The organism is Chromohalobacter sp., from assembly GCF_039830575.1.
GTDB classification, from domain to species: Bacteria; Pseudomonadota; Gammaproteobacteria; order Pseudomonadales; family Halomonadaceae; genus Chromohalobacter; species Chromohalobacter israelensis.
This window is the reverse complement of sequence record NZ_JBDOOX010000002.1, coordinates 1-14,291: the sequence shown is the minus strand read 5'-3', so window position 1 is coordinate 14,291 and position 14,291 is coordinate 1. Positions and strand designations below refer to the sequence as shown.

Annotated in this window: 13 protein-coding genes; 3 read left to right on the top strand and 10 right to left on the bottom strand. The window is 62.4% G+C overall.

Annotated elements, in window-relative coordinates; genetic code table 11:
* Window positions 1–6 precede the first annotated feature (6 nt).
* Window positions 7–1,122 (top strand): glycine cleavage system aminomethyltransferase GcvT, encoded by a 1,116-nt coding sequence (gene gcvT, locus ABGX75_RS00375; protein ID WP_110062454.1) that lies wholly within the window; start codon window positions 7–9, stop codon window positions 1,120–1,122.
* A gap of 128 nt (window positions 1,123–1,250) precedes the next feature.
* Here the strand turns inward: gcvT and ABGX75_RS00370 are convergent, their stop codons facing one another.
* The 5 genes from ABGX75_RS00370 to ABGX75_RS00350 form a co-directional block, all read right to left on the bottom strand.
* Entirely contained in the window at window positions 1,251–1,796 is a 546-nt protein-coding gene (locus ABGX75_RS00370; protein ID WP_110062453.1) for a phosphatase PAP2 family protein, read from the bottom strand.
* Entirely contained in the window at window positions 1,789–2,946 is a 1,158-nt protein-coding gene (locus ABGX75_RS00365; RefSeq protein WP_110062452.1) for a glycosyltransferase family 1 protein, read from the bottom strand. The genes ABGX75_RS00370 and ABGX75_RS00365 overlap by 8 nt, the downstream gene beginning before the upstream one ends.
* A 134-nt stretch (window positions 2,947–3,080) precedes the next feature.
* Complete coding sequence (locus tag ABGX75_RS00360; RefSeq protein ID WP_258305886.1) at window positions 3,081–4,007, bottom strand: M23 family metallopeptidase; 927 nt, start codon at window positions 4,005–4,007, stop codon at window positions 3,081–3,083.
* Window positions 3,938–4,825 carry an acyltransferase gene (locus ABGX75_RS00355; protein ID WP_181396332.1) on the bottom strand — a complete coding sequence of 296 codons (888 nt, stop codon included), beginning with the start codon at window positions 4,823–4,825 and terminating at the stop codon, window positions 3,938–3,940. Before ABGX75_RS00355 ends, ABGX75_RS00360 begins: the two co-directional genes overlap by 70 nt.
* Before the next feature lie 87 nt (window positions 4,826–4,912).
* Entirely contained in the window at window positions 4,913–6,862 is a 1,950-nt protein-coding gene (locus ABGX75_RS00350; RefSeq protein WP_110062449.1) for an acetoacetate--CoA ligase, read from the bottom strand.
* Between the two features lie 522 nt (window positions 6,863–7,384).
* Here ABGX75_RS00350 and ABGX75_RS00345 point away from each other — a divergent pair.
* Complete coding sequence (locus tag ABGX75_RS00345; RefSeq protein ID WP_011507119.1) at window positions 7,385–8,719, top strand: MFS transporter; 1,335 nt, start codon at window positions 7,385–7,387, stop codon at window positions 8,717–8,719.
* On the opposite strand, the gene ABGX75_RS00340 is transcribed toward ABGX75_RS00345, so the two are convergent.
* From ABGX75_RS00340 to ABGX75_RS00330, 3 genes are all read right to left on the bottom strand, one after another.
* Window positions 8,716–9,483 (bottom strand): DUF1338 family protein, encoded by a 768-nt coding sequence (locus ABGX75_RS00340; protein ID WP_035412928.1) that lies wholly within the window; start codon window positions 9,481–9,483, stop codon window positions 8,716–8,718. The two genes, ABGX75_RS00345 and ABGX75_RS00340, sit on opposite strands and share 4 nt — an antisense overlap.
* 249 nt (window positions 9,484–9,732) lie before the next feature.
* Window positions 9,733–10,005, bottom strand: a complete 273-nt coding sequence (locus ABGX75_RS00335; protein ID WP_011507121.1) for a GrxA family glutaredoxin — start codon at window positions 10,003–10,005, stop codon at window positions 9,733–9,735.
* A 121-nt stretch (window positions 10,006–10,126) separates the two neighbouring features.
* A complete protein-coding gene (locus ABGX75_RS00330; RefSeq protein ID WP_035412929.1) occupies window positions 10,127–10,960 on the bottom strand; it encodes an inositol monophosphatase family protein in 834 nt (277 codons plus the stop codon).
* Window positions 10,961–11,118: 158 nt separating this feature from the next.
* Here ABGX75_RS00330 and ABGX75_RS00325 point away from each other — a divergent pair, with 158 nt between their 5' ends.
* Window positions 11,119–11,895, top strand: coding sequence for a 3-hydroxybutyrate dehydrogenase (locus ABGX75_RS00325; RefSeq protein WP_110062459.1), 777 nt, complete (start codon window positions 11,119–11,121; stop codon window positions 11,893–11,895).
* A gap of 22 nt (window positions 11,896–11,917) precedes the next feature.
* Here ABGX75_RS00325 and ABGX75_RS00320 read toward each other — a convergent pair whose 3' ends face one another.
* Together ABGX75_RS00320 and ABGX75_RS00315 are read right to left on the bottom strand one after the other, a co-directional pair.
* A complete protein-coding gene (locus ABGX75_RS00320) occupies window positions 11,918–12,457 on the bottom strand; it encodes a response regulator transcription factor (RefSeq protein ID WP_011507124.1) in 540 nt (179 codons plus the stop codon).
* A 17-nt stretch (window positions 12,458–12,474) separates the two neighbouring features.
* Entirely contained in the window at window positions 12,475–13,746 is a 1,272-nt protein-coding gene (locus tag ABGX75_RS00315; protein ID WP_110062448.1) for an ATP-binding protein, read from the bottom strand.
* Window positions 13,747–14,291: the final 545 nt, after the last annotated feature.

The following is a 14,291-nucleotide window of genomic DNA, read 5'->3' as shown; positions in this document are numbered from 1 at the left end:
GCGACCATGGACGACGATCTGCACCAGACACCGCTGCATGACTTGCATCTCTCTCTCGGCGCCAAGATGGTGCCTTTCGCCGGCTACAGCATGCCGGTGCAGTATGCGCTTGGCGTCAAGAAAGAGCATGAGCACACCCGCAATGCGTGCGGCCTGTTCGATGTCTCGCACATGGGGCAGCTCTTGATTTCGGGACCGACGCCGGCGCAGGCCATCGAGACGCTGGTGCCGGCGGATATCGTCGGTTTGCCGGCGGGCATGCAGCGCTATGCGCTCTTCACCGGCAACGAAGGCGGCATTCTCGATGACCTGATGATCGTCAATCGAGGCGACGACCTCTATGTGGTGGTCAACGCGGCCTGCAAGGACCAGGATGTGACGCATCTGCGCACCGGCCTCGATGCCGCGCACCAGGTTGAAGTGCTCGATCGTTCGCTTCTGGCATTGCAGGGGCCGCAAGCCAAGGATGTCATGGCGCGCCTGTGCCCCGAGGCATGCGATCTGGTCTTCATGCGCCACGGGCAGTTCGATGCCCTGGGTACCACGCTATGGATCAGTCGCAGTGGCTATACCGGCGAAGACGGTTTCGAAATTTCGGTGCCCAAGGACGCGGCCGAGACATTGGCCCGGTGGCTCGTGGAGCAGCCCGAGGTCGAGCCGATCGGTCTCGGTGCACGTGATTCGTTGCGGCTGGAAGCGGGGCTTTGCCTGTATGGCCATGATCTGGATGCACACACCACGCCGGCGGAGGCCAGCTTGATCTGGGCCGTGGGCAAGGCGCGCCGCATTGGGGGGGAGCGCGAAGGCGGATTTCCGGGCGCGGACGTCATCCTGCCGCAGATCGACACCAAGCGCATCGTGCGCAAGCGTGTCGGCCTGGTGGGCGAGGGCCGGGCCCCTGTGCGCGAAGGCACCCGACTCTACGACGACGCCGATCGACATGTCGGCCAAGTGACCTCCGGCAGCTTCGGGCCGACGCTGGGCAAGCCCGTGGCCATGGCCTACGTGGATGTCGAGTGGGCCGGCGTGGAGACGACGCTGTACGCGGACGTACGCGGCAAGCGCCTGCCGATGCGGGTGACCCGCATGCCCTTCGTGCCTGCCAACTATTATCGCGGATAGCATTCGCTGAGCAGCTCAGGCGTTATACCGTTATCTAGATATCTTTGAAACCTCGAGCAAGCCTCGAGGTTTTTTTCATGGCAAGCAGCAAGGAAGAGGAAGAAAGCGTAGATGCCGATGGGGCGTTATCAAGCGGCAAGGGGTAGCCATTGACCTCGCATGGTGATCCACAGTCCCGCCTGAGCGATGGCGAATCCCAGCACGGCGCCGGCGGCGACGTCACTGACGTAGTGCAGGCCGAGAATGACCCGCGAGGCGGCGATGAGTCCGCTCAACGGCAAGACCACCACGAGCAACCAGGGAGATGATGCCGCCGTCAGCGTGCAGAACATCACGGCATGCAAGGTGTGGCCGCTTGGAAAGCTGTAGCGGTCCAGCGGGGGCATCGTGCAGGGAATGCTCGAAAAGGTGATATAGGGTCGCTCCCGGCACAGGCGCGTCTTGAGAAGACGATAGACAGTGGCCCCGGTCGCGGCACACAGGCCCCAGATCAACGTCAGACGCCATCCCGCCTGGCCATGCACGAGCGGTTGCAGCAAGGCCAGGGCGACCCAGGCCGGCCAGTCACCGACCCGGCTGCAGAACCGGAATACGCCATGGACCAGGCGTCGATGGCTGAGCAGGGCGATACGGTGGCAAAGCTGCCATTCGAGGGTATCGAGCCGATCAAACATGGCTAGGGGTCGTGAGCGCATGCTGTGTTTCCTGAGCCGTCAGCGTTAGATAAGTGAAAAAGCGCTCGCCGATCAGATCCCAGCTCTGATGAGCGACTTTCTCGCGGGCGGCGCGTCCCATGCGGGCGCGGCTGGCCGGTTGGAGACAAAGATCGACGGCGGCCTGCACGAAGCTGTCGTCGGCGGTCGCGTCGATGAGGCGTCCTTCGCCGCCATCCTTGATCAGTTCGCTGGCGGCCGCCTGGTCGAATGCCACCACGGGCAGGCCGCTGGCCATGGCTTCGGGAACGACATTGCCGTACGTCTCCGAGTGCGAAGGGAACAGGAACATGTCGGCACTGGCGTAGTGTTGCGCCAGGGCTTCGCCGGTAAGAAATCCGGTGAAAACGGCGTCGGGCAGTTGCCGCTCGAGACGCTGCCGCTCGGGGCCGTCCCCCACCAGGACCGGAATCACGTCCGGCTGGAGGTGCTGCATCTCGCGTATGGCACGGACCAGCAGGCGTGTATTCTTCTCGGCGGCGAGTCGTCCGGCATACAGGGCGACGGGCCGATGATCGTCGGCGCCCCAGCGTGTTCTGAGCTGGGCATCGCGCCACGAGGGCGAGAACCGCCCGGCATCGATGCCCCGGCCCAGGACGTCGACATGGTGGAAGCCTCGTTGCCGCAGACGCTCGGCCTGAACGTGGGTAGGCACCAGCGTCAGCCGGCAACGGTTGTGGAAATAGCGCAGGCCTGCGGTGACGAGACCGCTGAGGGCGCGCAGATGATAATTGGCGGCATATTGGTCGAAATTGGTATGAAAGCCACCGACGACGGGGATCGCAAGATGCCGGGCCGTTGCCAGCGCTGCCCAGCCAAGTGGTCCTTCGGTGGCGATGTAGACCACGTCGGGACGCGACTGGCGCCAGAGACGCGACAGGCGCCGCCAATCGGGTGCCCCGACATAGACCCCGGCATAGCCCGGCAGGGAAAACGCGCGGACCTGCACGTCGCGCTCGGCACGGCCTTCGCGGCCACCTTGCTGCGGTCTTGGCCGCACCAGCTGCAGGGTGACGCCACGGGTGACGAGGTATTGGGCCAGATGCCCCAGCGTATGGGCGACACCGTTGATTTCGGGTGTCCAGGTTTCACTGACCAATGCGACTCGCATGATGCGCCCTCCGTGTCATATCGAGACATCGCCAGACTGGTACACCGTCATGACAGTCATGCGTCATTGCCGTGATGATTCGATGTCGCAAAACATCGACGGCGGCACGGGGCTGCCATGTCCGGTATCTAGACTCAGCGTAGCACGCGTTCAGGATCGACGGGCTTGCCGCCGTGACGAACATCGAACAGCAAGTCGTAACGACCGGTGTCGTGACGGTAGCCGATGTCACAGACCGGCGAGCCTTGCGAGACGTGATCGCCATCCTTGACGAGAAGTCGCTTGCAGAGGGCGTAGACGCTTTGCATGTTGTCGGCATGGTGAATGATCACCACGCGTCCCAGCTGCCGCATGCTGTCGGCAAAACGCACGGTCCCGTCGGCGACGGCACGGGCCTGGCTGTCGCCGGGGGCCGACAGCAACATCGGCTGAAGGGTGCCACGCGCATCCGTGCCGTAGCGTCGCGAGACCTTGTAGTCATCCAGTGGCCAGCGCCACCCCTTGGCGCTGGCCGGCATCGCGCCGGGGTCTGGCAGCTCGCGACGGCTTGTCGCCGGCTTGGCGGCCGCCGCGGAAGAGGAGCGACGTGCCGCCGCGCTGGCTTGCTGCGTGCTTCCCGACAACGGCACCCGGATCAGTTGACCAACGCGCAAGGCATTGGCGGCAGTGTCGGGGTTGGCTGCCTGCACGCGACGCGGATCGCTGCCGAAGAGGCGTGCGATGCTGGTGAACGTATCGCCGGGCCGCACCTGGTACCGATAGGGGCCGCCCCCGGGTGCGCGCTCGCGTCGCGTCGGCACCAGGATGCGCTGCCCGATGGCGAGCCGCCGGGCGTCCACGCCGGGATTGAAGCGCTGCAGACGCAACAAGGGGACGTCGGCACGTTTGGCGATCTCTCCCAATGTGTCGCCGCGTTGAATGGAAATCCAGTTGCCGGCGATATTGCCTCGATAGCCGCCGGCGCCAGGTCCTCCCGCGCAACCTGCCAATATCAAGATGAAGAGGAGAAGGGGGACGAGGCGAGCGCACGATCCTTCTCTTGCCATAGCGCGTTCAGCCATGAATGGAAGCGTTCCTTGTAGTGCGGATCCAGATGATAGTCGCCCGAAACCATCCAGGCTGGCACGGCGAGCAGGCGTGCTTCCATGTGAACGCTGTCGTTGCGGCCACACAGGAAGTGCCAGAAGTTGGGGCAGGGGGACCGATAATGAAGCGTCACGTCGAGTATGCCGCTCAAGCGGTCTCCCAGCAGGCCGAGGACTTGTGCGGTTCCGCCGGCCTTGGGACGTAACAGGTGCTGAAAGGGGCTTGCTTGGCGGTCTCGCTTGGCCGGGGTGAAACGCGTGCCTTCGACGAAATTGTAAATTGCCATGGGCATTTCCCTTGCCCGCTCGCACATGCGTTGTGTCGCGCGTCGGTCCCGTTCCGCCAGTTGAGGGCGTCCGGCGAGTTTTTGCCGCGTGTAGCGGCGCATGAACGGAAACTCCAGCGCCCACCAGGCCAGGCCGATGACGGGGATGAAGATCAGTTCGCGCTTGAGAAAGAACTTCGGCATCGGCGTGCGTCCATGCAGCAGGTATTGCATGACGAAGATGTCCGTCCAGCTCTGGTGATTGGCGATGACCAGCCACCATTGCCGTGGCGAGAGGCCATCGGGCAACTGGGCGCTGATGCATGGCTTGATCCAGTGACGAATCCACCAGTTGTTGGTCGCGATCCACGCCAGCGCAATGGCATTGAGGCCGGCCAGCACGCGCAGGCGCCAGCGGCGGGTCGGGGTGACCAGCTTGAGGAGCGTGAGCAAATACAGCGGCACGCCCCAGAAGAGCGTATTGACGATCAGCAACAGCACGCTTACCAGCCCCTTGAGGGTCGCCATGCCGTTCTCCTTCAATGACTTGGCGATCATGCTACTGGATCGTGTACCGCCTGCCCAGTCTCACCCCCACGGTGGCTGCCGGTACGCTCACTCGGCCAGTGCCGGCAGGTTGGCAAACAGCTTGAGTGCCTCGGGATTGGCCAGCGCGTCCTGGTTCTTGACGGGCTCGCCATGCACGACGTTGCGTACCGCGACCTCGACGATCTTGCCCGACAAGGTGCGCGGGATGTCGTCCACGGCAATGATCTTGGCGGGCACATGGCGTGGCGTGGTATGTAGACGCACCATGCGACGGATTTCATCGCACTTGGCATCGTCGAGTGTGACACCGGGACGCATGCGCACGAAAAGCACCACGCGGATGTCGTTTTGCCATGCTTGACCGATGCACAGGGATTCCAGGACTCCGTCGACCTTTTCCACCTGGCGATAGATCTCGGCGGTGCCGATGCGTACACCGCCCGGGTTGAGCACCGAGTCCGACCGGCCATGGATGATCACGCCGCCGTGCGAGGTCAGCTCGGCGTAGTCACCGTGGGCCCAGACGCCGGGGAAGGTGGAAAAATAGGCCTCTCGGTAGCGCTCGTCACCTGGATCGTTCCAGAATCCGATCGGCATGCAGGGGAAGGGACGCGTGCAGACGAACTCGCCCTTGCCGTGCGTGATGCTCTGCCCTTGCTCGTCGTATATCTCGACCGCCATTCCCAGCCCGCGGCACTGGAGCTCGCCACGATAGACCGGCTTTATCGGGCAGCCCAGTGCAAAGCACGACACGATATCCGTGCCGCCGGAGATAGAGGCCAGCATGAGGTCGGACTTGATCGACGTATACACGTAGTCGAAGGATTCGTGGGCGAGCGCGGAGCCGGTGGAAAGCACGGCGCGGAGCCGGGAAAGGTCGGCGCTTTCGCCAGGCATCAGGCCTTCTTTTTCGCAGGCCGAAAGGTATTTGGCGCTGGTGCCGAAGATCGTGATGCCTTCTTCACCGGCGATTTGCCACAACGTTTCGGGGTGCGGGGCAAAAGGCGATCCGTCATAGAGCAATAGCGTGGCACCGGACCCCAGGCCGGAGACCAGCCAGTTCCACATCATCCAGCCGCAGGTGGTGTAATAGAAGAAGACATCCTCGGCGTCGAGGTCGTTATGCAGGCGGTGCTCCTTGAAATGCTGCAGCAAGGCACCGCCCGCCGTGTGAATGATGCACTTGGGCGCACCGGTGGTGCCGGACGAATAGAGGATATAGAGCGGATGATCGAACGGCAGGGCCTGAAAGTCGATCTGGCTGGCATCGTTGTCCAGGAAGTCCGACCATGCGATGGCGCCGGGGATGATATCGAGGTCGGGGGCGTCCTCCAGGAAGGGAAACACCACCACGCGTTCGAGGGAGTCGATGGACTCGACGATCTCGGCGACGCGAGCGCGTGTGTCGATGGGCTTGCCGTTCCAGGTATAGCCATCGGTGGCGATCAGGACCTTGGGCGTGATCTGTCCGAAGCGGTCGAGCACGCCATGCGTGCCGAAGTCCGGTGAGCAGGAAGACCATACGGCACCGAGGCTGGCCGTGGCCAGCAGGGCGATGACGGCGTGTTCGCTGTTGGGCACGAAGCCGGCGACCCGGTCGCCTTCGGTGACACCGCTGGCTTGAAGCGCGTGGGCCAGCCTGGCGACCTGGTCGTAGAGCTCGGCGTAGCTGATGACGCGGCGGCGCCGTCGTTCGTCGCGTACGATCAGAGCCGGGTGCGCGTCACGCCGCCGCAACATATTGGCAGCATAATTCAAGCGCGCTTGCGGAAACCAGCGGGCACCGGGCATGGCGTCAGGATGCACCAGCACATCCTCGCCACGGCGTTCGGCGACGATGTCGAATTCATCCCAGAGCAGTGACCAGAACGTTTCCAGGTGCTCGACGCTCCATGCATGCAGCGACTCGTAATCGTTCAGGTCGATGTCGTGTTCACGCTTGATACGCTGCATCAAGGCATGCATTTGCGTGCTTTCGATGGCCGTCGTCGACGGCTGCCAGAGGGGGGTGGTCATGTGACACTCCTGGTCATCTGCGCCGTTACGTCTTTGTAGACCAGCGCCCTGAGACATGGGGTATTGGGAGATGAGGTGGCGTGCGGGGCCGGGCGCACATGTTGCATTGCACCATATTGGCATTAAAAACAAGTCGATATCGCCTGTCCACTCGACGAAAGGGGGAGGTCGGCGATGGCGGCGTCGGACATCCTCAAGGTGACATGGAGATGATGAAAATCTGATCGATTTGAGTCGAAGTGGGATGTCATCAGCCAAGCTGGCCTCTTGTACGGTGTTAATGCACAGCGTTATCCACAGTTTGTGTGGATGACTTTTTTCATGCGGCGAGCAGGAGGTGTTTCATGGTCGGTGCATCACTGGAAAGCCCACCGATCACCGTGTTCTTTGCGGTATCCATGCCGAGATGGATGTCGTGATGCGCCTTAGCAGGTAAACTGACGCCTATCCTCGAAATGCACGTCGCGCATGCCGCAGCGGACATGCCCAAACCCATATTGACGTTATCGCCAGGAGGTCGATTTGCGCAGCTTGCCCGCAACCCTTCCCATTCTATTTCTTAGCGAAATCAGTTTCTTGCTTGGCCATGGGCTGATCATGACCTTGCTCGGGGTGCGCATGTCGCTGGAGGGGTTCCCCTCCCAGATGGCGGGTTTGCTGATGTCGAGTTTCTCGTTGGGCTTCGTGATCGGAAGCTATCTGATCGAGAAGCGCATTCGCACGGTGGGGCACATTCGGGTTTTCGCGGCGTGTGCCGCGGTACTGGCCGTGACGGCGATGTTGCATGGGCTCTGGGTCAATCCCTGGTCGTGGCTGGTCTGGCGACTGTTCGGGGGCGCAGCGACCGCGGGGTTGCTGATGGTGATGGAGTCCTGGGTCTCGGGCGAATCGACCAATGACAATCGCGGGCGTGTGCTCGGCTGGTACCTGGTCATCTCGACATCGTCGTTGGCGCTGGGGCAATGGCTGCTCAATGCCGCCGACCCCGCGACCTTCGTGCTTTTTTCCGTGTCCGGCATTCTCTTTGCGCTGTCGCTGGTGCCCCTGTCGATTTATCGTATCCATGGGCCGACGCGTTCATCGCACGATGTCTCGCGCAAGATTTCACTGAAAGAATTGTATCGGCGTGCGCCAGTGGGGCTGGTGAGTGCCTTCACGGCGGGGCTGATGGTGCAGGCCTTCTTCGCCATGACGCCTTTCTACGGACAGGAAATCGGCCTGTCGACGTCACAGACCGCGCAATTCATGGCCATCACCACACTGGTCGCGCTGGTGGCGCAGTGGACCCTGGGACGCATTTCCGATCGCTTCGACCGCCGCAAGGTGATTCTCTGCATGGCGCTGGTCATGGCCATCTCGGGTGCCATGATCTCGGTCGCGGCGCGTTTCGATTTCTGGGTGCTGCTGGTGGTGGCCTGCTTCCACACCGCCATGTTGCATACGCTGTATTCCTTGAGCCTGTCGCACACCAACGACTGGCTCGAGCCGGAGGAAACCATTCAAGCCAACGCCAAGCTCTTGATCTGGTATGGCATCGGTTCGGTGATCGGGCCTTACAGCGCTTCACTGATCATGGAGCTGACCGGGCCGGACGGGCTGTGGCTTTTCCTGGGCGGCGTGGCGTTGACGCTGGCCATGTTCGTGATGGTGCGCCTGCACGGCCATCACGGCATTCCCCCGGAAGTCGAGCAGGAGCCCTACGTGGCGGCCGTCCCCATGGTGGAGTCGACGCACTATCTCAGCGAGATGGATCCGCGTTTCGAACCTCAGCAGTTCGAGCTCGACTTCGAGCCGGATGACGAAGACTGGTCGTCATATGACGACCACGCCCACGAGTCTCGGCACCAAGAAGCCTAGGCGCTCAGCTCGCATCGCGTATGAAGCGGCAGGAGGAGTTCCGCGCTGCGTTCGCGGACGCCGGGAAGGCGCTTCTGCACCAGCGAGAATCCGCCGGTGACGATACGATGTTCATCACCGTCAGCGAAAACGCCACGTTGCGTGCAACACGCATAGTAACGGTGCTCGAGCAAGGGCGAGATGGGCAGCAATCCTTCCCCTGGATCGCCGGCGTGAAGCCCCATGTCGGTCACCGCTGCGTCGAGCTGCGCAATGTCTTCGCCCAGCGTCTGGCAGTCGAACCCGACGTGGTGCATGCGTGGTCCCATGATTGACAGCCAGGCGGCGAGCGGGTGGGCGGCAAGGAGTTGTCGGTAGGTTTCCCAGTCCGGCATGGGCCAGGGGCGGCCTCGCGACAGCAGGTTCTGTCCGCGACTGTCATGCGGATGAGCGCGGTGGATCAGAGCTTCCAGGCGATGCCGCGGTGCCTGGGTCAGGGTATCCAGTTGTAGCTCGACGAGCACGATCCAGGCGTCTGCGTTGCCCGAGCTGAGAACACTGGCCAACAAGCCCCGGTCCGCCATGGCGTAATGCCCGATACGGCGGTAGCCGAAATGGTGCAGGGCGGGAAGCAGGCGCTGGGCGTGATAGGGCGCCCGATTGAGCGTGGCGAGCACGAAATATTCGGCGGGACGGTCATTCGGCCATAGCGACTGAGTTCCCATGTCGGGGTGGCAATGAATGTAATCGAGCCAAAGTTGTTGTTGGAACTCATCGCGTTGCATGACCGATACCTCACCCTTTTATCGCGATGACATCAGTATAGAAACCGATTCGCGACTTCGACGAGCGGGGAATTCAACGCAGGCGCAAACCGGCGTTGGCACAAAAGGGTGTCGAGCAGGAAAAGGGGATGAAGAACGGCGACTTGAAGGAGGCGGGCTGGAAGACGGAAACAGGGGATGGCGTCGGTACCCGGAACGACGCCGGCTAGTGGCCGGCGTCGGTGCAGTCCCTGGGCGACTGCGCGCGGCTCAGCGTTGCGTGGCCGGCATGAGCTCGTTGGCACGCACGTGCTCATCGAATTCGGTGAACCCGCCGATATGGGTCTGATCGACGAAGATCTGGGGCACCGTTTCAACGGGCTTGCCGATGGTCTTTTCCATGTCGGCCTTGGTGATGCCTTCTTCATGGATATCGATATAGCGGAAGTTGAAATCATCGCGTGCTTCACTCAACTGCTCGGCGAGTTCCTTGGCACGCACGCAAAAGGGGCATCCGGGGCGGCCGAAAATCACTGCCAACATAGAAAGTCTCCTTGGTTAGGGAATTCTTTAGCCTTGAGTCTGAGCCACATTCTCCCTGATCGGACGCCAGGGTGCCAATAGAGTCTTGCTACGCCGGCTATTGGGACGCCCTATAGAGCACTCAGCCCGAGGCTTCTATCTCGTCGAGCCTGCCCTCATCGGCCTTCAGCAGTATGTCACGCAGAGCGCCATGGATGCCGGGTGCACTCACCAGGATGTTCTCGCCGTACAGATCCGCGGGGATGCGGTCGGGACATGGGTACAAGTGTCCGGTCTTGGCTCCGGCTTCGCGCGCGATGAGAAGCCCCGCCGCAAAGTCCCAGGGCGATACGCTTTCGTAATAGGCATCGAGCCGACCGCAGGCGACATGGCAGAGGTCCAGCGCGGCGGAACCGTTGCGGCGGATGTCGCGGCAACGAGCCAGGACGCCGGTCAGCCTTCTGAGGAGTGGTGCGCGCGCGTCGCGCCGATACGGAAATCCGGTCGCCACGAGACTGCGGTCGAGTTCGCGGGCGTCGCTCGCCTCGATGGGTTCGCCGTTCAGCCAGGCGCCTTCGCCACGCAGCGCCGTGAAGGTTTCGCCCAGAAAGGGGGCATGCACCACGCCGAGCTGCAGCTTTCCTTCGGACGCCCAGGCAATGGAAACCGCCACATGCGGATGGCCATAGGCGAAATTGACCGTGCCGTCGATGGGGTCGACGATCCACAGCGATTCGCTGTCCTCCAGCACGTCGCGCTCCGGCGAGAGCTCCTCGGTCAGGCGGGCGTCATCGCGGAAGTGGGCGTCGAGCTCCGTCGCGATGAGTCGGTCGACATCGACGTCGGCGTCCGTCACCAGTTCGTCGCCACTCTTGTAACGGTGCTGAAATGCCTGCGACTGTCGGGCGGCTACAATGCGCTCGCCGGCGAGTCGGGCGATACGTTCCGCTTCGGCAAGCCGTTGTGAAGGCTCCATGGGGTCTCCTCGGTCAACGCGTTGTCGTGCCTGATCCAGGTGGGTCGGCCTAGTCTATCAGTCTTGCGCAGGGGCGTAAGCGTGTGGATGTTGCTGGCGAAGGGCGTGGCTCGCGTCTTATGCTGGATGACGAGCGTTCCGTCATCGAGGAGAGTGCCATGCCAGCCCCGTCCACTCCCGGGTCCCCCCGCGTCGCGATCGTGACCGGCAGTTCCAGCGGTATTGGCGAAGCCGTCGTCAAGCAGTTCTGCCAGGAAGGGTTGCAAGTGCTGGCGGTGGACGCCAACCCGCAAGGCGAGAATGTGGCCGATGCCGCGGGGGCGGTGTTCTATCATGCCGACCTGACGACATCTGCCGCATGTCGCGGCGCGGTGGAAGAAGCGATAAAGCGTTTCGGGCATGTCGATATTCTGATCAACAACGCCGGCATCCAGCATGTCGCGCCCCTGGAGACGTTTCCAGAGGCCAAGTGGCGCCAGATCATCGACTTGATGCTGACGGCGCCCTTTTTGCTGACACAGGCGGCATGGCCGTACATGCGCCAGTCTTCATGGGGACGTATCGTCAACGTGGCCTCCATTCACGCCAGTGTGGCGTCGCCCGGCAAGGCGGCATACGTGAGCGCCAAGCACGGCTTGATCGGGCTGACCAAGACTGCGGCGCTCGAGGGCGGCGAGCTGGGCATTACCGCCAATGCCATTTGCCCCGCTTATGTCAGGACGCCGCTGGTGGAAAGCCAGATCGCCGACCAGGCACGCCTCAATGGCATGCCCGAGCAGGAGGTGATCGACAATGTCATGCTCAAGAACGCTGCGATCAAACGTCTCATCGAGCCGTCCGAGGTGGCCGCGCTGGTGAGCTACTTGGCATCGGACAAGGCCGGCGCCGTGACCGGCGCGAGCTGGAACATGGATCTGGGGTGGACGGCGCAATGAGGCGCGCCATCCACGTCCGGGATCAGTGACGCACCGGGCGTTTCTGGAGCTTGCGCTGCAAGGTGCGACGATGCATGCCCAGGGCGCGGGCCGTGGCGGAAATATTGCCGTCGTGCTCCTGCAGGACCTTCTGAATATGCTCCCAGGTGACACGGTTGATCGAGGGAGGGCTATCGGCGATGTCGATGTCGGGGTCCCCCGTATCGCGCTCTAGCGATGCCAGGATCTCGTCGGCGTCCGCCGGCTTGCACAAATAATTGACCGCGCCCAGCTTGATGGCTTCCACGGCGGTGGCGATGCTCGAATATCCCGTCAACACCACGACACGACAGTCGGGGGCGAGCGCCAGCAGTTCGGGCAGAAGCTTGAGCCCGGACGAGTGCTCGAGCTTGAGGTCGAGTGTCGCCATGTGGGGCGGTGCCTGACGCACGCTGGCGAGGGCTTCTTCCTCGGTCGTCGCGGTGGTGACCTCGAACCCGCGCCGCCGCATGGCACGTGCCATGACGAAGCAGAATTGCTCGTCGTCGTCGATGATCAATAGCCGTTCGGCATCTTCTGTCATGATTTCCTCCGTGGCAGTCAGGCGGGGGCGCCAGCCGATGCTCGCGGCAACTTGACCTCGGTCAGCGTGCCGCCTTCTTCATGATTATAGAGGCTCACGCCGCCTCCAAAGCGGTTGATCGTGGCATGGGTCAGGAACAGGCCGATCCCCATGCCCTTGCTCTTGGTCGAAATGAACGTTTCGCCCAGCTGGTCGGCGATGTTCATGGAGACGCCAGGACCATGGTCGCGGATATCGATGATGATGTCGTCCTGCGTCCAGTCCAGCGTGATGGCGATATCCCTCGGATTGGCGTCGGCGGCATTGTTGAGCAGATTCATGATGGCCTGCTCGAGCGTCGTATCGGTGGCGATCAACGGGGTGCCGCGCTTGCCGGGGATCTCGATGTGATGGCTCACGTCGGGACGCAACACCAGCCAGCGCTGCAAGACATCGCGAAGCCAGGTCTCGGCGGCGACGATCTGGGGCTTGGCCAGGCGCCGCCGGTCGGCATTGGCGACCAGGGTCTGCAGTCGCGCCTTGCAGGTATCGACCTGCTGACGCAGCAGGTCGATGTCCTCGACGAGCAGCGGGTTGTCTTGCGCTTCCTGACGCATTTCGCTGAGCAGTACCGCCATGGTGGACAGCGGCGTTCCCAGCTCGTGCGCGGTGCCGGCCGCCTGGGTGGCGACGGCCAGCACCTGCTCGTTGCGCAGGGCGGTTTCGCGAGTGCGGGACAAGGTGAGGTCGCGACGCCGCAGGGCATGCGCCATCTTGAAGATGAAGAAGGTGACTAGTCCGGCGGAGAGTCCGAAGTTGATCCACATGCCGACGATATGCAGGCGGATGCCGGTGCCCACGAAGCCATTGCTGAGCTGGGGGACGGGTTCGTAAAACAGCATCATGGCGGTATAGCTGGCCAGCGAGGCGCCGGCGATGACCCAGGCGTAGCGCCATGGCAGCGTGGCGGCGGCGATCGTGACCGGCACGAGATAATAGGTGATGAAGGGGTTCGTCGAGCCGCCGGTGTAGTAGAACAGCATGCTCAACCCTGCCACATCGATCAGCAGATGGGTCAGATACTCGGTATCGGTCACCGCGCGAGGCCGCCCCAGGCGCCACCAGGTCGCCACGTTGACCAGCCCCATGGCGATGATGACGGAAATGACCGGCATGACGTGCAGTTGGAACCCCAGTACTTCGATACCGAAGATGATCGCCCCCAGGAAACCGGTCCACGTGATGCCGCGAACGATCGTCAGCCGCACGAGGTTGCGGTTGGGGGTGGAAAGGGGCAAGGGCTGATGCATGTAGGCTCCCGGTGTGCGATGCCGCCTGGCATGATAACCGAATCGTGAAGACTCCGGCAGCCGGCCGAGGGGGTGTAATAATGACGCACCATGCGTGAGTTCCAGGAAAGATGACAGCGCCATGAAAAACCCCTTGCGTTCACGGCGGCGGATCCGTAAAGTACGCATCCGCTGCCGGCGACGGCTCTCGTGGCCAGCGGTGAAAGAGGTTCGCAAGTGACTGACTTTCTTGAGATTTTCAGGTTCGCCTCGAACGATCTCGCTTGACAGTCGCGCCGGTTTCGGTAAAATGCGCACCTCTCGAGTCGCCACTCATCGCACGGTGGTTCGGATGCGGTGATGGATTGTCCCGACAGGCATTTTTGCCTTGACAATCACGGCGGTATCGGTAGAATACGCCTTCCTCGTTAGGCGCTTCGGCGAAAACGAGATGCTCTTTAACAAGTCGATCAGGTAATTCATGTGGGCGCTTGCCCGGGATAGGGGTGCCAGTCACGACCTATCAAGGCAAGCGACTCGTCAGAGACCTTCGGGTCTTTTTGAGA

Excerpts from the sequence above, each read along its gene's own strand:
- gcvT (WP_110062454.1), top strand. The coding sequence starts at position 7 with ATGGACGACGATCTGCACCAGACACCGCTGCATGACTTGCATCTCTCT.
- ABGX75_RS00370 (WP_110062453.1), bottom strand. The coding sequence starts at position 1,796 with ATGTTTGATCGGCTCGATACCCTCGAATGGCAGCTTTGCCACCGTATC.
- ABGX75_RS00365 (WP_110062452.1), bottom strand. The coding sequence starts at position 2,946 with ATGCGAGTCGCATTGGTCAGTGAAACCTGGACACCCGAAATCAACGGT.
- ABGX75_RS00360 (WP_258305886.1), bottom strand. The coding sequence starts at position 4,007 with ATGGCTGAACGCGCTATGGCAAGAGAAGGATCGTGCGCTCGCCTCGTC.
- ABGX75_RS00355 (WP_181396332.1), bottom strand. The coding sequence starts at position 4,825 with ATGGCGACCCTCAAGGGGCTGGTAAGCGTGCTGTTGCTGATCGTCAAT.
- ABGX75_RS00350 (WP_110062449.1), bottom strand. The coding sequence starts at position 6,862 with ATGACCACCCCCCTCTGGCAGCCGTCGACGACGGCCATCGAAAGCACG.
- ABGX75_RS00340 (WP_035412928.1), bottom strand. The coding sequence starts at position 9,483 with ATGCAACGCGATGAGTTCCAACAACAACTTTGGCTCGATTACATTCAT.
- ABGX75_RS00335 (WP_011507121.1), bottom strand. The coding sequence starts at position 10,005 with ATGTTGGCAGTGATTTTCGGCCGCCCCGGATGCCCCTTTTGCGTGCGT.
- ABGX75_RS00330 (WP_035412929.1), bottom strand. The coding sequence starts at position 10,960 with ATGGAGCCTTCACAACGGCTTGCCGAAGCGGAACGTATCGCCCGACTC.
- ABGX75_RS00325 (WP_110062459.1), top strand. The coding sequence starts at position 11,119 with ATGCCAGCCCCGTCCACTCCCGGGTCCCCCCGCGTCGCGATCGTGACC.
- ABGX75_RS00320 (WP_011507124.1), bottom strand. The coding sequence starts at position 12,457 with ATGACAGAAGATGCCGAACGGCTATTGATCATCGACGACGACGAGCAA.
- ABGX75_RS00315 (WP_110062448.1), bottom strand. The coding sequence starts at position 13,746 with ATGCATCAGCCCTTGCCCCTTTCCACCCCCAACCGCAACCTCGTGCGG.